The sequence below is a fragment of the Holdemania sp. Marseille-P2844 genome (assembly GCF_900120005.1).
In the GTDB taxonomy this organism is placed as follows: Bacteria; Bacillota_I; Bacilli_A; order Erysipelotrichales; family Erysipelotrichaceae; genus Holdemania.
Genome location: NZ_LT635451.1, coordinates 249,979 through 267,460 on the forward strand (window position 1 = coordinate 249,979; position 17,482 = coordinate 267,460).

General features: G+C 52.9%; 17 protein-coding genes and 2 other annotated features. Of the genes, 13 read left to right on the forward strand and 4 right to left on the reverse strand.

The window, feature by feature from the left end:
- Positions 1-2: 2 nt before the first annotated feature.
- From BQ7364_RS07845 to BQ7364_RS07880, 8 genes are all read left to right on the forward strand, one after another.
- Complete coding sequence (locus tag BQ7364_RS07845) at positions 3-809, forward strand: IS1096 element passenger TnpR family protein (protein ID WP_072684214.1); 807 nt, start codon at positions 3-5, stop codon at positions 807-809.
- 76 nt (positions 810-885) lie between these two features.
- Positions 886-1,134: a binding site (T-box leader), on the forward strand.
- Between the two features lie 38 nt (positions 1,135-1,172).
- Complete coding sequence (locus BQ7364_RS07850) at positions 1,173-2,213, forward strand: methionine ABC transporter ATP-binding protein (RefSeq protein ID WP_039864305.1); 1,041 nt, start codon at positions 1,173-1,175, stop codon at positions 2,211-2,213.
- Positions 2,198-2,869: a methionine ABC transporter permease gene (locus tag BQ7364_RS07855; RefSeq protein WP_072684215.1), complete on the forward strand. Its 672-nt coding sequence runs from the start codon at positions 2,198-2,200 to the stop codon at positions 2,867-2,869. The genes BQ7364_RS07850 and BQ7364_RS07855 overlap by 16 nt, the downstream gene beginning before the upstream one ends.
- A 13-nt stretch (positions 2,870-2,882) precedes the next feature.
- The gene (locus tag BQ7364_RS07860; RefSeq protein ID WP_006058988.1) at positions 2,883-3,710 is read left to right on the forward strand and encodes a MetQ/NlpA family ABC transporter substrate-binding protein; all 828 of its coding nucleotides are present in this window, start codon (positions 2,883-2,885) and stop codon (positions 3,708-3,710) included.
- 44 nt (positions 3,711-3,754) lie between these two features.
- Positions 3,755-4,013, forward strand: a binding site (T-box leader).
- Positions 4,014-4,058: 45 nt separating this feature from the next.
- Positions 4,059-4,907: a MetQ/NlpA family ABC transporter substrate-binding protein gene (locus tag BQ7364_RS07865; protein ID WP_229100732.1), complete on the forward strand. Its 849-nt coding sequence runs from the start codon at positions 4,059-4,061 to the stop codon at positions 4,905-4,907.
- 362 nt (positions 4,908-5,269) lie between these two features.
- Complete coding sequence (locus BQ7364_RS07870) at positions 5,270-6,346, forward strand: GGDEF domain-containing protein (protein ID WP_072684217.1); 1,077 nt, start codon at positions 5,270-5,272, stop codon at positions 6,344-6,346.
- A gap of 41 nt (positions 6,347-6,387) precedes the next feature.
- On the forward strand, positions 6,388-6,897 hold the full coding sequence (locus BQ7364_RS07875) for an NUDIX hydrolase (RefSeq protein WP_072684218.1): 510 nt from the start codon (positions 6,388-6,390) through the stop codon (positions 6,895-6,897).
- A gap of 280 nt (positions 6,898-7,177) precedes the next feature.
- On the forward strand, positions 7,178-8,779 hold the full coding sequence (locus BQ7364_RS07880; RefSeq protein ID WP_072684219.1) for an amidohydrolase: 1,602 nt from the start codon (positions 7,178-7,180) through the stop codon (positions 8,777-8,779).
- 145 nt (positions 8,780-8,924) lie between these two features.
- On the opposite strand, the gene BQ7364_RS07885 is transcribed toward BQ7364_RS07880, so the two are convergent.
- The 3 genes from BQ7364_RS07885 to BQ7364_RS07890 are packed head-to-tail and all read right to left on the reverse strand — an operon-like array spanning position 8,925 to position 10,609.
- Positions 8,925-9,542: a DUF47 domain-containing protein gene (locus tag BQ7364_RS07885; protein WP_072684220.1), complete on the reverse strand. Its 618-nt coding sequence runs from the start codon at positions 9,540-9,542 to the stop codon at positions 8,925-8,927.
- A gap of 15 nt (positions 9,543-9,557) precedes the next feature.
- Positions 9,558-9,896, reverse strand: coding sequence for an inorganic phosphate transporter (locus BQ7364_RS18135; protein WP_200798778.1), 339 nt, complete (start codon positions 9,894-9,896; stop codon positions 9,558-9,560).
- Positions 9,897-9,910: 14 nt separating this feature from the next.
- On the reverse strand, positions 9,911-10,609 hold the full coding sequence (locus BQ7364_RS07890) for an inorganic phosphate transporter (RefSeq protein ID WP_200798779.1): 699 nt from the start codon (positions 10,607-10,609) through the stop codon (positions 9,911-9,913).
- A gap of 240 nt (positions 10,610-10,849) precedes the next feature.
- On the opposite strand from BQ7364_RS07890, the gene BQ7364_RS07895 reads away from it, so the two are divergent.
- Positions 10,850-11,638, forward strand: a complete 789-nt coding sequence (locus BQ7364_RS07895) for a zinc dependent phospholipase C family protein (protein ID WP_072684221.1) — start codon at positions 10,850-10,852, stop codon at positions 11,636-11,638.
- A gap of 22 nt (positions 11,639-11,660) precedes the next feature.
- Positions 11,661-12,899: an MFS transporter gene (locus BQ7364_RS07900; protein ID WP_072684557.1), complete on the forward strand. Its 1,239-nt coding sequence runs from the start codon at positions 11,661-11,663 to the stop codon at positions 12,897-12,899.
- Between the two features lie 85 nt (positions 12,900-12,984).
- On the opposite strand, the gene BQ7364_RS18525 is transcribed toward BQ7364_RS07900, so the two are convergent.
- Positions 12,985-13,116, reverse strand: coding sequence for a hypothetical protein (locus BQ7364_RS18525; protein ID WP_255370395.1), 132 nt, complete (start codon positions 13,114-13,116; stop codon positions 12,985-12,987).
- Between the two features lie 611 nt (positions 13,117-13,727).
- On the opposite strand from BQ7364_RS18525, the gene BQ7364_RS07905 reads away from it, so the two are divergent.
- The 3 genes from BQ7364_RS07905 to BQ7364_RS07915 all read left to right on the forward strand — a co-directional run bounded on the left by BQ7364_RS07905 (position 13,728) and on the right by BQ7364_RS07915 (position 17,482).
- A complete protein-coding gene (locus tag BQ7364_RS07905) occupies positions 13,728-15,041 on the forward strand; it encodes an HlyC/CorC family transporter (protein WP_072684222.1) in 1,314 nt (437 codons plus the stop codon).
- Positions 15,042-15,222: 181 nt separating this feature from the next.
- Positions 15,223-16,176, forward strand: coding sequence for a nucleoside hydrolase (locus tag BQ7364_RS07910; RefSeq protein WP_159432776.1), 954 nt, complete (start codon positions 15,223-15,225; stop codon positions 16,174-16,176).
- Positions 16,177-16,336: 160 nt separating this feature from the next.
- On the forward strand, positions 16,337-17,482 hold the full coding sequence (locus BQ7364_RS07915; protein WP_072684224.1) for an amidohydrolase: 1,146 nt from the start codon (positions 16,337-16,339) through the stop codon (positions 17,480-17,482).

Genomic DNA, 17,482 nt, shown 5'->3' on the forward strand with positions numbered 1-17,482 from the left:
ATATGATCCAACAACTTATTGAACAGCATCTCAGCGCGATAACCGCTCAAATCCGGACAAAGTACCCGTCTGAAATTGAAAGCTTTACAGAGCGGCTTATCGGCTTAGGGATGGATGCGGATCAGGTCGAGGCGGATATGCAGGCCGTTTTAAGATCCTTGGTAATGAGAAACGAGTCGATTTCCGATGAGGAATTTTTCTATATTTTAAACTCGTTCCCCGATTATGAGCAATTCGGCAGGCAGGTTATCGAATTTAAAATTACGCTCGAGGGAACAAAAAGCTGGCGCAAAGTTCGCCTTCCGGCACTTCTCAATTTAACGGAGCTGGCCTGTGCGGCGATCGCCGCCTTTCATGGAATGGGCGGACATTTATTTACGCTCAAGTTGAAGAATAAACAATATTCTCCATCTGAATTTGAGCTGGGGGATTATGAAGATTCCAGCCGGGTTTCGCTTTGCCATCTGGAACTCAAAGAAAAATCGAAGATCCAGATTGACTATGATCTGGGTGAAGGCTGGAGCTTTAACTGTGTGGTCACCAAGGTTATAAATGAGGGTGAGCCTCTGTCAGAGCCGGAGCTGATCAGCGGGAAAGGCTATAATTTGTGGGAAGATAACCGCGAGTATCTGGAGTACTTGATACAAGATCCAAAAATTAAAGTGCAGGATTGGGAAGGCCGTTACCGTCAGGTCGGAAAGATTGCGAAGGAAGAAGGCATTACTCAGTTTGACATGGATGACCGCGAGGAATTTCCGCTGGAGATGCATCTTCTCCAGGAGCTTTACGAGCAGGCCTATAAAGCTTAAATCAGGGCGTTTTTGCGGGAAATTTTGAAAAAGGGGTTGACTCTGAAAAAAGAGTGAACTATAATCAGGTACATAAACAAAGGCTTTGAAAAGAATAGTAACTCCGATGGAAACTTGACAGAGAGCCCGGGCGCTGAAAAAGGGCAGTGAAAATCGTTGTGAAAATGGTCTTGGAGCTGCATACCGAGGGAAACTTAGGCTATGACGGATTCACCCGTTAACGTGATACGGTATAACGTTATTCAACGCGTACCGGAAGAGGCAGAACGTGAAAGCGGACTGCGAATTAAGGTGGTAACACGGGAAATCAACTCTCGTCCTTGTTGGGGACGGGAGTTTTTATTTTAAGGAAGGAAGAGGAACATGATAGAACTGGTCGGAGTCAATAAAACCTTTACGACGAAGGACCTGAACGTTGAGGCGTGCAAGGATGTTAACCTGAAAATCGAAGACGGGGATATCTTCGGCATCATCGGATTTTCCGGCGCAGGGAAATCGACGCTGGTCCGCTGCATCAACCTGCTGGAGCGGCCGACCTCCGGCAAGGTGCTGATCGACGGTGTCGATATCACCCAGCTGAAGGAAGCAGAGCTGCGCAAGATCCGCAAGAAGATCGGAATGATCTTCCAGCATTTCAATCTGATGCGTTCGCGTACGGTTTATCAGAATATCGCTTATCCGTTAAAAGGAAGCAAGCTCACTAAAGCCCAGATTGACAAAAAGGTCAAGGATCTGCTGGAACTGGTCGGGCTGAGCGAGAAGCTGAACGCTTACCCCTCGGAGCTGTCCGGCGGACAGAAGCAGCGTGTCGCGATCGCGCGGGCGCTGGCTAACGATCCGAAAGTGCTGCTGTGCGACGAGGCGACCAGCGCGCTTGATCCGCAGACAACCTCCAGCATTCTCAAGCTGCTGAAGGAAGTCAATCAGAAGCTGGGCATCACGATCGTCCTGATCACGCACGAAATGGCAGTCATCAAGGAAATCTGTAATCGCGTTGCGGTTATGGAGCTGGGCAAGGTCGTCGAAACCGGCAACATCCTGGATATCTTCTCGCATCCGAAAGCGCAGATGACGATCGATTTCATCAATTCCACCAATCCGATCACCAAGATTTACGAGCTGATCGACAACGGTGCGGAAATCGTGCGGCTGCATAAGGGCCAGCGGTTATTGAAGCTGACGTATGGCGCTGAGGAAACCAAGGAAGCGCTGATTTCGCAGCTGTCCAAGAAATACGACGTTGTGTGCAACATTGTGTTCGGCAACGTCGAGGTGATCCAGCAGGCCGCGCTGGGCAGTCTGATCGTCATGCTGGAGGGCAGCGAAGACGCGATGCGCAAGGCGGAAGCTGAATTAAAGCATTACAACATTGAAGTGGAGGTGCTGAAATGCTGGAACAATTAATTCCCAACGTGATGGTGAAGATCCCCAAGCTGATCCAGAGCATACTGGAAACCTTCCAGATGATGGGCTGGTCGGGATCGATCTCGTTTGTGCTCGGGCTGTTCTTCGGCGTCGTGCTGATCGTCACCCGCAAGGAAGGCATCATGGAATGTCATCCGGTCTATTGGGTTCTTGATAAAATTATCAACATCCTGCGTTCGATTCCGTTTATCATCTTAGTCCCGGCGACCTTATTTCTCTCGCGGGCGATTATGGGCACGGGCATCGGCGTCAAAGGCGCGATCATCCCGCTGATCATCGGCACGGTGCCGTTCTTCTCCCGCCAGATTGAACTGGCGCTGGCGGAGGTTGACGGCGGCCTGATCGAAGCGGCGCAGGCGATGGGCGATTCGCCGTTACAAATCATCTTCCGGGTCTATCTGAAAGAGTCGATTCCTGCGATTGTCCGGGCAACCACGATCACGTTCATCTCGCTGATCGGCCTGACCGCGATGGCCGGTGTTGTCGGCGCCGGCGGGTTAGGCGATTTCGCGATCCGCTATGGACATCAGCGCAGCGAACCGGACGTCATCTGGGTCACGATCCTGATTATTTTGATTCTCGTAACGATCGCGCAGGCGATCGGCGACGTGATCATAAAGAAAACAACACATTAAGGGGGAACTGAAAATGAAAAAACTACTCTGCTGCATCCTGGCTGCGCTGGTCTTAACCGGCTGCAGCGCCGCACCGAAAGAAAACAACACGACACCGGAAGGTTCTGAGGCCCGCACCGTCAAGGTCGGCGTCATCGGCGAAAACAACGAATACTGGCAGCCAATCATTGATGAAATGGCGAAGGACAACGTCACAATCGAATTTGTCACCTTCAGCGATTACGCGATGGTCAACAAAGCCTTGGCCGCCGGCGATATCGACATCGACAGCTTCCAGCACTACGCCTACTTTGATAAGGACTGTGAAGCCAACGGCTACGACCTGACGGCGATTGGTGAAACGGTGCTGGCACCATTAAGCCTGTATTCCAAGAAGATTGCCGGCATCGACGAAATCAAAGACGGCGATAAGATTGCGATCGCTTCCGACGTAACCAACGGCGGCCGTGCGATCAAGCTGCTGGAAAGCCTGGGCTTTATCGAAGTTGATCCGGAAAAGGGTTATACCCCGTCCGTCACGGACATTACGAAATACAACGTCAACATCGAAATTATCGAAATTGAAGCGAATACGATCCCAAGCATTCTGCCGGATGTGACCGCGGGCTTCATCAACGGCACAATCGCGATCGACTCCGGTCTGTCCCCGAACAAGGATTCGATCTTCATGGAATCGGTTCAGGAAGGCTCGGATAACCCGTATATCAACATCATCGCCGCGCGTACTGCGGACAAGGACGATGCGGTTTACAAGAAGATCTGCGAGTTATTCCAGACTGACGCTGTTGCTCAGATTATTAACGATCAGTATGACGGCGCGCTGATTCCGGCTTGGAAATAAAGCAATCGACTTCAGTAAAATCAGATTCCAATTAAAATTCAATTAAAAAGGCAGTGCGCAGAAGAGTACCGCGGAACCAACTGAAAAAGCGATCGGCAGAGGGTGAAAGGCCGAAGGGAAGTCCGTGGAAAGATGATCTGCAAGCCGCGGCTGTGAGCTGGACACGTCCAGGTGAGCGGCCGACGGGTTCGCCCGTTACCGCGAACACGGTTCTTCCCTGCAGGACAGAGAACGACCGGATGAGGCTGAGTCAGCGATGGCTTGGTAAAGAAAGGTGGTAACACGGAGGCTTCCGTCCTTTTTCGAGGATGGGAGCCTTTTGTTATAAATGAGAAGGAGAAAATGAAGATGAAAACAACGTTAAAACATGTCAGTGTTCTGTTGGCCTGCGCCGGATTGATCGCCGGCTGCTCCACAAAACCGGCTGCGCAGCCGTCCGCCGCGCCGCAGGATCAAACCGGAACGGAAAAAACTGTGATCACGATCGGGGCCTCGACCTCCCCGCACGCTGAAATCCTGGAATATGCCCAGCCGTATTTGGAAGAAAAGGGCTACACGCTGAAAATCGTGGAATTCTCGGATTATGTTACGCCGAACACCGCGCTGGAACAGGGCGATCTGGACGCGAATTATTTCCAGCATGATCCTTATCTGGAGCAGTTCAATGAGGATCACGGCACGCATCTGGTCACGGCCGGGGGCATCCATTTTGAACCGTTAGGCATTTATGCCGGCAAGTCAAAAGCCTTATCCGCGATCGAACAGGGCGGCTGCAGCTTTGCCGTGCCCAACGATGGCACCAATGAAGCGCGGGCGTTGCAGCTGTTGGAAAGCCTGGGTTATATCAAGCTGAAAGACGGCGTGGGCTTAAAGGCGACGCCGGTGGATATCGTTGAGAATCCGTATAACGTCAGCATTGTAGAGATAGACGCTTCGCTGGTAGCCCAGACCAAAGACGACGTGGACTTTGCGATCGTCAACGGCAACTATGCGCTGGACGCCAAGATCACCGATCTGCTTCTGACCTCGGAACAGGCTGATTCCGAAGGCGCGAAGACGTATGCAAATATTATCGCCGTTCGCGAAGGCGAGGAAAACAGCGATAAAACAAAAGCTCTGATCGACGTTCTGACCAGCGATGAAGTCCGCGCCTATATCCGCGAGCATTACAACGGACTGGTGGTTCCCGTCGAATAAGCCATGAGCCGCCCGGCGTGTCCGGCGGCTTTTTTTCATGAGAAAGTTTTGCCAGCACCGGCAGAGAGACCCACTATGGCAATGCAATACATTTCCTTGCGCAGGCAAGAAGCGCAGGTATAACCGAACAGGCATCCGATCCAAAGGAGTTGAAAAAGACAGTAAAGTCCGGCTGCGGGTTCTTGTTCGATCCGTCATGCTGAAAAAGGCTGGCGTTTCAGCGAAAGCAGCGCATGGCGAAGCCTAAAAAGCCGAAGCGGCGGATCGAAGCGGAAGGGGAAGTGGGATGGAAGCTGGAAATTCCTTGAGAACAGGCTGTGGAGTGTGATAAACTTAGAGCAAAAGACAGGAGGAAGCTGTGCGTGGAAGAGAAACAGATACTGTCGGAAATTGAGAAACAGGAACGCCAGCTTTCAACGTACTGGCGGAATCTGCATTGGCGGGTGTGCGCGGTGCTGGCGGCGGGAACGGCTGCGGCGGAGATTCTATTGTTTTTTGTCTTGAACGCCGCGGCATTGATCAGCTGCACTGTGCCGGAATATCTGCTTCGCTATATCGCGGTTCCAACATTGATCAACGCAACGCTGGTGCTGGGCTGCCGGCGGCTGATCAATACCCGGCATTGGGAAGAAACGAAAAAGGATGGACTTGTGTCGCTGACGATGACCCTACTGTGTTTTGTCATCACGGTCATCCACGGGGCGTTCAGTTCTGTTTATATGATGTTTGTGCTGCCGACGTTGCTGACAACCTTATATGAGCGCAAGCGGCTGACGGTCGTGATTGCGGCAACGGGGATGGCGTTATGTGTTCTCAGCGCGTTTATGCCTTCCTGGGATCCGGACAAGATCGTCACCGCGTATTACTTCAGCGATATTCTGATCTGCCTGATGGTGCAGGCAGGTACGCTGGCTGCCTGTTGGGAGCTGCTGGAATTCCAGCGCCGCCGTCAACAGATCAGCCGGCGTAGGGATGCGGAGCGGATTTCGTTAGAGCGGGAAGTCAGTCATGACGCTCTGACCGGAGTCGGCAGCCGGATCGCGCTGAACCGCTGCTTTGAAGAATTGGAAACGGAGCGGGATTACACGCTCGTCTTGTTGGATCTTGATGATTTCAAACAAATCAATGATCAGCTCGGTCATCTTTCCGGCGATGAGGTGCTGCGGTACGTTGGAAAATTGTTAAATGAAACTCCGGAATTCATGCATGCCTACCGCTTTGGCGGCGATGAATTTTGTCTGGTGCTGAAGCAGCCGCAAAGCGAGGAGCCGGAAGTGATGCTGCGGCGGCTGCAGAACCAGTTCAGCCAGCGGATGATGGACTTGTTCCCGCAGTTCCCGATGACGCTCAGCCTGGGGATTCATCGCCAGCAGCCGGGCGAATCGGCGCTGCAATGCTTTCGCCACGCTGACGAAGCTTTGTATGCTGCGAAAGGGTAAGGCAAGAATCAGCTTACGGTAAAGTAAAGGAGTTTTCGATTATGGAAATGTGGGACTGCTATACCTGGGATCGGCAAAAGCTTGGCCGTCAACATCGCCGCGGGGAACCGATGGCGGAAGGCGAGTATCATCTGGTCGTGGAAATCTGGACGGTGAACCGGCAGGGGGAGCTGCTGCTGACACAGCGCCATCCTGATAAACCCCATGGATTATTGTGGGAAATGACCGGCGGTTCGGTGCTGGCTGGCGAAACAAGCCGGGAAGGCGCCTGCCGCGAACTGCGCGAGGAAGTTGGCTTGCGGTGCAGCCCGGAAGCGCTGGTCTACATCGGCACGGTCGTGAAGGGGCGTGCGATTGTCGATTTGTATCGCTGTGATCAGGAATTTGACGCGGCAAAACTGTCGCTGCAGCCGGAAGAAGTGGTCGCGACACGCAAGGTTACGCGCGGGATGTTTTTGGACATGATCGCTCAGGGCGAAGTGGTGCCGCACGTCGGGCTGCAATTCCAGTTATTTGCGGAAAAGATTCTGGATCCGAAAACTTCGAATTGACGGAATGAAACAAAATGTAAGAAAATGAAAGAAATTAAATGAGCGTCTGATTTATGACGCTTTCTTCTTACACGAATGATTGACTTTTTTTACAGGATTGTGTATCATTACTTCATTGATAAACATCGGCTTATCAATCAGTGATTTAGAATCGCCAACAACTCTTGGTGGGGCTCACTGCATTCCTGTTTGAAGGAAAGAAATTGGAATCAGAGGTTGGGGAACCGCTGATTTTTTTCTGCGATGACCTGCTCTCACGATAGCGAAAAGGAGAAAGAAAATGCGAACGATTTTACGAAATGCGAAAATCTGGCTGGGCGGCGATCAATTTGCCAGTGCCGTGCTCTTTGACTCATCTCAAATTCTGGCGGTCGGCACCGACGCTCAGGTAAAAGCCCGGTGCCAAAAGAGTGATCAGGTCATCGACGTGCAGGGCCGGCTGGTCCTGCCGGGATTGTGCGACACGCATCTGCATTGTTACAACAAGGGCTGCACGCTGCAGAACATCGACTTGCAGAATGCTGCCTCGATTGAGGAGGTTGTTGCCCTCAGCCGGGATTATATTCTGGCACATCCGGATTTCAGCGTGATCCATGGCCGAGGCTGGAATCATGATTATTTTGCGGAAGGCCGGATCTTAAACCGCACGGATCTGGATCGCATCAGCACGCGCGTGCCGGTGGTTTTGACACGGGCCTGCGGACATATTGCCTGTGTAAACACATGCGCTTTGCAGCGGCTGGGCTTCACCGGGGCGATCGTTCAGCCGCAGGACGGTCAGATCGACGTTGACGAGCAAGGCTGTCCGACCGGAATCTTCCGCGAAAACGCAATGCTGTTGTTAAAGCCGCTGGATCCGCCGCTGACGGTGGACCAGATCAAGGAGCGGTTGGCGCTGGCGTTGGACGCGGCGGCCCGGGCGGGGCTGACGACTGTGCATTCCAATGACATTACCAGTGAAAACCTGGATCTGATGCTCGAGGCTTATCGCCAGCTGCGCGCGGAAGACCGGATGCCGGTGCGGGTCGTTCTGCAGTGCACGCTGACCGATCCCGAATCATTAATGCGTTACCTGGAAATCAGGAAACAAACGCCGCCGGACGAGGTGCTGGTGTTCGGCCCGCTGAAATTGTTGACCGACGGCTCGTTGGGCGCGCGGACAGCCTGGATGCGTCAGCCGTATGCCGACGATCCATCGACACGGGGGATTGCGACGATGACCCGCGTGCAGCTGGACGCGCTGGTGTCACTGGCGCATGCCCATGGACTGCAATGCGTCTGCCATGCGATCGGCGATGCGGCGATTGAAATGGTGCTCGATACGTTTGAACACGTGAACCGGACATGTCCGGATAATCCGCTGCGGCATGGAATCGTACATTGCCAGATCACCGATTCTGCGCTGATCGACCGGTTTGCCTCCACGCATACCGCGGCGCTGGTTCAGCCGATCTTCCTTCACTATGATCAACATATCGTCGCGCAGCGGGTGGGAAACGAACTGGCGCAGACTTCCTATGCCTTCCGTTCATTAGCTGAGCGCGGCGTGGCGGTTTCGTTCGGCACGGATTGTCCGGTAGAGGATCTCAATCCATTTGCGAATCTGTACTGTGCGGTTACGCGCAAGGATCTGCGCCATCCCGAAGCGAGCGGCTACCGCCCAAAGGAGGGATTCTCTCTGAAAGCGGCGCTGCGCTGCATGACTGAAACCGCAGCCTGGCAAAGCTTTGAGGAAGGCCGCAAGGGCGTAATTCAGGTCGGGGCCCTGCCGGACTTTACGATCTGCGATCAGGACTTGTTTACGCTGCCGCCGCAGAAGCTTAAGGATGTCCGCAGCTGGATGACGATCAGTCAGGGAAAAATACAGTGGCAGGCGAAATAATCCGGATCGTTTGAGATCTGTGATTTTACGCCGGCTGTGCACGATTGAAAAAACGCCGCATCACCGGTGATCCTTATAATAACGGATAAGATTACAGAAAGAAAAAGGCTCAGTTTCCAGAGGTTATGGAAGCTGAGTCTTTTGACTATGAATTATTGAGCACCGCGCGGCCCAACGCCTTCGCCACATCCTCGCATCGGTCGCAGCACTTTTCCAGCCGTTCATAAATTTCCATCCAGACCATGATTGCCAGCGGATCCTGCGGCGTGGCGAACAGTTCGTGCATCGTTTCGGCATACAGCCGGTCGCCGTTCTCCTCCAGTTCGTTAACTCTGCGGATCAGATCTTCCAGCGTCGTGGATTTTTTGAAATGCCGGAACTCTTCGAGCGCCTGCTGCAGCGTGCGGATGCACTCGATGATCAAGCCGCAGAACTGCAGCGCCGGCGGGTCGATTTGATGAATATTATACATATACAGCCGGATCACAACGTCCTCGATCGCGTCGGTCAAATCGTCGATCACATCGGACAGCTCCATGATGTCCTCACGTTCAATCGGCGGCAGAAATTCGCGGATCAGCTGATCGGTCAGCTGATGCTTCAGCGTATCCGCACTGTGTTCCACAGTATGAATTTGTGCCATCCGCTCCTTGAGCACAGCCGGGTCATACGTTTCCAGCGTTTCCTTCAACAACTCCCCAGCCCTTAACGAATGCCGGCCCATTTCCAGAAACGCGTTGAAATAATCAAATTGTTTGCCCATAAACAACTCCTTCCATTAAAAGAGAATAAAGAACAACTTCGCCATCAGAAAGCCGATCAATCCGCATCCTGGAAAGGTCAGAACCCAGGTCATTACCATTTCTCTGACGACGCCCCAGTTGACGTTGGACAGCCGCCGCGCCGCGCCGACGCCCATGATCGCCGTCGTCTTGGTGTGGGTCGTGCTGACCGGAACACCGGTTAGTGAGGAAACCAACAGGCACAGCGCCGCCGCGGTATCCGCTGCGAAGCCCTGATATTTTTCCAGACGAACCATGTCCATGCCGACGGATTTGATGATCCGGTAACCGCCGATACTGGTGCCTAAACCCATGATGGCGGAACACAGAATCATCAGCCACAGCGGGATCACGAAGGATTCGACATGCGCCTGCCCCTGGCGAGAAAGACGCCCAGCAGGAAAACACCCATGAATTTCTGGCCGTCCTGCGCTCCGTGCATGAACGCCATCGCCGCCCCGCCGCCGATCTGCGCATAGCGGAAAAACGAATTCGTGCGCCGCCGGTCCAATTTGCGGCACAGCGCTTCAACCAGCTTCACGCACAGCCAGCCCAGCGTGAAACCCAGAATTGTCGAGAGCACCAGCCCGTAAAGAACCTTGATCCATTCTGATCCATTAATCCCGCCCAAACCGCCGTGCAGGGCGATCGCCGCCCCCGACAGCCCGGCGATTAAGGCGTGGCTTTCGCTGGTCGGAATGCCATATTTCCACGCCAGCACCGCCCAGCTGACAATCGCGAACAACGCCGCACACAGCGCGATGAGCGCCTGTTGGGGATCGGAGCCGAAATCCGCGATGTTGTAAATTGTTTCGGCGACCGTAGCGTTGACCATCGTCATAAACAGCACGCCCAGAAAATTGAAGAATGCCGCCATCAGCACGGCGCTGCGGGCCGACATCGAACGGGTCGATACACAGGTTGCGATCGCATTGGGCGCGTCCGTCCAGCCGTTGACCAGAATTACGCCGATCGTTAAGATCACGGTGATCAATAACGGCAGGCTGTGGGTCAGCTGCTGCAGAAAATCAAATAACGAAATGCTCATTCTGCGCTCCTTTCTTTGTTTGGCTTCATTGTAGCATTTCTGCCGCCGGCGGAACAGGAAAACTTCGGGAGTACGACAAACAGATCAGGCTGAATGTCAACTTGAAGAAAACGCAAATTCTGCTGTTGTGTCGTCAGATCTCAATCAGATGTTCGATTTCTGCCATAATTGACAGAAAAGAAACAGTGCCGGCCGGGGATCCATGATATAATAAGGTCGAAAAATGTCAGGGGGAGAAGTATGCCAGCAACTTATACACATGCCGTTTACGGCCGTCAGGTTCTGGATCAGCTGGAGCCTGCGCTGCGTGAACGGATCATTTCACATTTAGATTGTTACAACATCGGTCTGCACGGACCGGATCTGCTTTTCTTTTATAAACCTTTAAGTCAGGCGCCAATAAAAAAACAAGGCTATGCGATGCACCATGAACCGGGCCGTCCGTTCTTTGAACACGCCCGCACCCTGATCCGTCAGAGCGTGGATCCGGAGGCGGCGCTGGCCTATATTCTGGGCTTTATCAATCACTTTGTGCTGGACAGCCTGAATCATCCGGCGATCTTTGCGTTTCAGGAAGAATCCGGGCTGAGCCACAGCGAGATCGAGTCGGAATGGGATCGGGCGCTGATGGTCGCGCAGGGCAAGGATCCGCTGCGCACCCGCTCGACGGAGCATCTGACGATTTCGCCCGCGTGCTGCCAGGTGATCGCGCCGTTCTTTGACGTCCGTCCGCGCGATATCGAACAATCGCTCAAGACGATGACCGGCTTGCTGGATCTGTTTGTCGCTCCCGGCGCGGCAAAGCGCAATTTCATTCTCGGAGTGATGGGCTTGGTCGGAGTCCGCAAGAGCGAAGGCGGCCTGATCATCAACCGCGAGCCGAATCCGCGCTGCGCTGATTTTATCCAGCAGCGAATGGCGGGGATGGACGAAGCCGCAGTGCTGTCCGTGCGTCTGATCCGCGAATACGTCGCGACGCTGAACACTCAAAAACCGCTGGATCCGTGGTATGACGAAGACTACGAGTAGAGGATGAACAATGGGGGACAACATGGAAAATAAGAAACTCACAGCCTTGGAGAAACAATGGATTTTATACGACGTCGGCAATTCCGCGTTTATTCTGTTAGTCGCGACGATTATGCCGATCTACTTCAATTCTCTCTGCCAGAGCGCGGGGATTGCGGAAGTCGATTATCTGGCGTACTGGGGTTATGCCGCTTCCGTTTCAACGCTGATCGTGGCGCTGAGCGGACCGGTGCTGGGCACGCTGGCCGATTATCAGGGCCTCAAGAAGAAAATATTCGCACTGTGCGTGATGGTCGGCGTGTGCGCGCTGGCGGCGTTGTGGATTCCGACCTCATGGCGAGTATTTTTGATTCTGTACATCGTGGCCAAGGTCGGCTATTCCGCCAGCCTGATCTTTTACGATTCGATGCTTTCGGACGTCACGACGCCCGAGCGGATGGATCGGGTGTCCTCGCATGGTTATGCGTGGGGTTATATCGGCAGCTGCATTCCGTTTGTGATCAGTCTGGTCTTTGTGCTGTTTTACGAACAGTTTTCGATGACGATCATGACGGCGATGATTCTGGCGTTTGTGATCAACGCCCTGTGGTGGCTGGGCTGCACGCTGCCGCTGTTAAAAAACTACAAGCAGAAATACTATGTTGAAGATGTGCAGAAGGATAAGCTTCGCGGCAGCTTCCGGCGGTTAGCCGATTCGTTCCGCAAAATCCGCAGACATCGGAAAATCTTTCTGTTTCTGATCGCGTTCTTCTTTTACATCGACGGCGTCTATACGATCATCGACATGGCAACCGCGTATGGCAGCGCCTTGGGATTGGATACTCAGGGCTTGTTAGTGGCGTTACTGGTAACGCAGATCGTTGCGTTTCCCAGCGCGCTGGTGTTTGCCTGGCTGGCCCGCAAGATCAACAACGCCAGATTGATCCAGCTCTGCATTTTCGCGTATACCGGCATTGCACTCTTTGCGATTCAGTTGGATAAGCAATGGGAATTCTGGGTGCTGGCGGTGTGCGTCGGCTTGTTTCAGGGCGGCATCCAGGCGCTATCACGTTCCTATTTTGCGCAGATCATCCCGCCGGAAAACGCCGGAGAATTCTTCGGCCTGTTCGACATCTGCGGCAAAGGCGCAGCCTTTCTGGGCACAGCTTTGGTCAGTCTGACAGCGCAGATCTCTGGCAGCGCCAATGGGGCGATTGCGATTCTTGCGGTGATGTTTGTCATCGGCCTGTTTTTGTTCAACCGTGCCCAACGCATGGAATAAACTGAAAACGATGGGGCAGCCCATCGTTTTATAACGTTTTATGAAGATTGTGCGGTGCGCATGGAGGACAAACCGTGGTTCTAATTTAGAAGTGGAACAGCTGGTGCAGGAAGCCGTAAGAATTTCCCAGAAGGTAGCAGATGATGAATAAAATCAGACAACTGGGGATCAGTACCAGCATCAGATTTTTCAAATTCAGCGGCCGATGTTTCGCCATCGCGTATCCCTCCTGTTCTTGTCTTTATTGTACCCCAATTCCGGCGTTTCATCCTTTAAGACTTCGTAAAGAAAAATAAAGGATTTATGAAGAAATGGGCAAACTGCGATCTTCCGGATTGTTCTGCGTATGGATGATTAACTCGAAAACAACTTCGTAAATTGTTTGAAAAGCGCGCAGATAAAGGCTTTTTCATTATTTTGAATGCCAGGACCATTGCGCCGGGAAACAGTTCATGCTATAATTCAAAAAATCAGTGAGGAAAATTTCATTGCCATAAGTGGGCGGATGAAGCGCTGAAGCAGACTGAATGGCAGCGACGCACGAAGGGCGCCGCCGCTGAAATGAGACTGATCGGATCCCTTTCGCGGATCCAAGGCGGCAACCCTGCTGTGTCATTATGAGAGACGCAAAGCTCATAGTGTGAATTGAAATGAAAGGATGTGTTTTCGTTGGACGATTTGCCCCACCCCACGGTTAAGTCAGGGCACCTGCCATCTCTGATTTGGATGAAACTGTCAAGGATCAGAATGTTCATCCGATATCATGTTATCCGATTCTGAGAGTGAAATCAGAAATAAATCAGAAGGATAAAAAAGGAGAGAGGTAAGATGAGTAATACGATGACGCTGATTGGAATTTTAGCCATTCTGGTCTTTTGCTCGAGTTTTTTCTCGGCGACTGAAACGGCGTATTCCAGTATCAATAAAATAAAATTAAAAAATATGGCTTCGGCCGGCAGCCGCAAGGCGCAGAAAGCGCTGGAGCTGGCGGACGGCTACGACCGGTTGTTATCCACGATTCTGGTCGGCAACAACGTGGTCAATATTCTGGCTTCGTCGCTGGCGACGGTTTTGTTCGTGCAGAATTTGGGCTTCGGCGACGCCGGAGTCAGTCTGTCGACCGCGGTCATGACGGTCGTGATCTTAATTTTCGGCGAGATTTCACCGAAAAGCATTGCGAAGGAAACGCCGGAGAAGTTTGCGATGGCGGTTGCGGGGGTGATCGGGTTTATCCAGACGCTCTTAACCCCGATCAACTTCCTGTTCAGCTTGTGGAAGAAGCTGCTTTCGATGTTGTTTAAAGTTGAAAACGACGATTCGATGACGCAGGAGGAACTGTTGACCATCGTTGAGGAAGCACAGAACGAAGGGGATCTGGAAGCCCATGAAAGCGACTTGATCTGCGCCGCGATTGAATTCAACGATCTGGACGTCAAGGATATCTTAACGCCGCGGGTCGACGTGGTTGCGGTCGATGTTACGGATTCGCTGGATGAGATCGAGCTGATGTTCCGCAACAACAATTTCTCGCGTCTGCCGGTCTATGAAAACTCGATCGACAATATCGTCGGAGTCATTCACGAAAAGGATTTCTACAATTTATACTACAACCACATGGGCACGTTCAAATCAATTACCCAGACGTTGTTATATACCAGTCCGCACGTCAAGATATCCACGCTGCTCAAACAGCTGCAAAGCTCCAAAACTCATATGGCGGTCGTGCTGGACGAGTACGGCGGGACCGCCGGCATCATCACGCTGGAAGATATTCTGGAAGAACTGGTCGGTGAAATTTACGATGAACACGATCAGGTCAAGGAGTATTACAAGGAACTGGATCCGAACACGTATCTGATCGAGTGCGATATGGATCTGGACGATATGTTTGAATTCTTTGGTCTGGAAGATGAGGAAGATTACGACTTTATCACCGTCAGCGGCTGGGTTATCCATGAGCTGGAACGGATTCCGAAGGTCGGCGAATCATTCACATATAAAAATCTGGTCGTCACAGTGACGCAGACTGACGCCCGTAAGGTGATCGAGGTGAAGGTCAGGGTCCTGCCGCAGGATCAGGATGAAGAAGATGACGATCACAAGCCGAAGAAACAAAACGGCATGAAGATGCTTTCGTTCTAAAATCAGGAATCAAGGAAAATGATCAACGCCGGCGGTAGCCGGCGTTTTCTTGATGGGAACGCAGTGAATCCGGATTGGGCAGAAAGGAAAACGATCCGGCCGGAAAAGGAAATTCAGCTAGAACTTGCGGTCAGGCACAAACGGGCTTAAAATGAAACCAGGAAAACAAGGAGGATCCGTTATGAAAATAATTTTGGATTTGGATACCGGCATCGACGACGCGCTGGCGCTGAGTTATGCGCTGGGCGATCCGGCAGCGGAGGTGATCGGCGTGACCTGCACCTATGGCAATGTGTTTCAAAAGCAGGCATTGGAAAATACGGAAACCTTGTTAAAAGCGCTGGGCCGAACCGATATTCCGGTCTATGCAGGACCGGTTCATCCCCTGACCCAAACCGACTTTGCGCCGACACCGATGTGCCGGGTTGTGCATGGCGAATATGGATTTGGCAAAGCGCTGATTGAACCGGATCCGGATCTTGTCCGGCCCCGGCCGGCTGTGGAATTTATTCTGGAAGCCGCCCGGCAGTATGGAGCGGAACTGACGCTGTTGACGGCCGGTCCTCTGACGACGCTGGCGGAGGTGCTGCGCCGGGATCCGGAATTCAAAAACCGGATTGGCCGGGTTGTCTGCATGGCCGGGGCGCTGACGGTGGCCGGAAATGAAACACCGTTTGCGGAAGCCAATGTGCGTGTCGATCCGGAAGCGGCGGCCGAGGTTTTTGCCAGCGGGCTGCCGTTGGTGCTGGTGGGACTGGACGTGACGCTGAAGACGCTGTATGATCAGGCGCATATTGATCATCTGCGCGCCTTGAAGACGCCGGCTTCGGAATTAATCGGCGGGCTGATGCAGTTTTATCTCGACTATTACAAAACTGATAAGCGCCGTCTGGCCGGCTGTCCGCTCCACGATCCGCTGGCCGCAGCCGCCGCGCTGCATCCGGATCTGATGACAACGCTGCCGGTCAACCTCAAGGTCGAGCTGGAAGAGGCCGCCGGACGGGGCCGGACCGTCGCTGATCTGACGCGGCTCAACGACTCACAGAAGGATCATCAGATGGCGATCGACGTTGACGTTCTGCGCTTTCTGGAGCTGTTTACCCACGCGTTGGAACGATCTTTGGGAAATCGTTAATCCGGAATTGGAAACGTGGTGTGAGATCGAAAGGAAGTAAACTTTGAGTTTCTTTGTATTGAATGTAAATGAAATGAAAGTGATGAAATTCTGCCTTTATCACTTTCATTTTTTGTAAAATTTTGTATAATGAACCTATTGAAAGAAATGAGGGTGAACTATGATTTGTATTAAAAATGGATGGGTGCACGACGCGGTTCATGAAGAACCGTATATTGCGGACATCTTGGCAGACAAGGGCAAAATCACGGCGATCGGTCGAAATCTGATCGTGCCGCAGGATTGCGAGATCGTCGACGCGACGGATAAAAATGTTTATCCAGGCTTTGTCGAGGCGCATTGCCATATCGGCCTGGATGGCTCCGGGATCGGTTTTGAGGGCGACGACTGCAATGAGATGACAGATATTCTGACGCCGCAGCTGCGCGCGATCGACGGCATCAATCCGATGGATCCGACGTTCCGTGAAGCGGCGCTGGCCGGCATCACAACCGTCTGCACCGGACCGGGCAGCGCGAATGTGCTGGGCGGTACGTTTACGGCGATCAAGACAGTCGGCAAGCGCGTCGATAAGATGATCGTCAAAAAGGAAGTCGCGATGAAATGCGCGTTTGGCGAGAACCCGAAGCGTTGTTATAAAGATAAGAATAACTATTCCCGGATGTCGACCGCGTCCAAGCTGCGCGAAATGCTTTTGAAGGCCAGAGAATACGACCGCAAGGTGCTGGCCGCGGGCAGCGATGAAAGCAAGCTGCCGGCTTACGATATGAAGCTGGAAGCGCTGCGGCCGGTGCTGCATGGCGAGCTGCCGCTGAAGGCCCACGCGCATCAGGCCAACGATATTTTCACGGCGCTGCGGATCGCGCAGGAATTCAATGTGAAGATCACGCTGGAACATGTAACGGAAGGGCATCTGATTGTCGACGAGCTGAAGGACGAACCGGTGCCGATGGCGGTCGGACCGTCGTTGACCCATGCGAGCAAATTTGAGCTGCGCAACAAAACGTTTGAAACTCCGGGAATACTGGCGAACGCCGGCTGCCAGGTTTCAATTATCACCGATTCGCCGGTAATTCCGCAGCAGTATCTGCCGCTGTGCGCCGGTCTGGCGATCAAATCCGGCATGAAGGAGTGGGATGCGTTAAAAGCGATCACAATCAACGCCGCCAAGCATATCGGCATTGAGGATCGCGTCGGTTCGCTGGAAATCGGCAAGGATGCGGACATTCTGGTCATGGAAGGCAGTTGCTTTGAGGTTTCGGCACAGCCGGAAATCGTCATCATCGACGGAAAGGTCGTGGCGTAA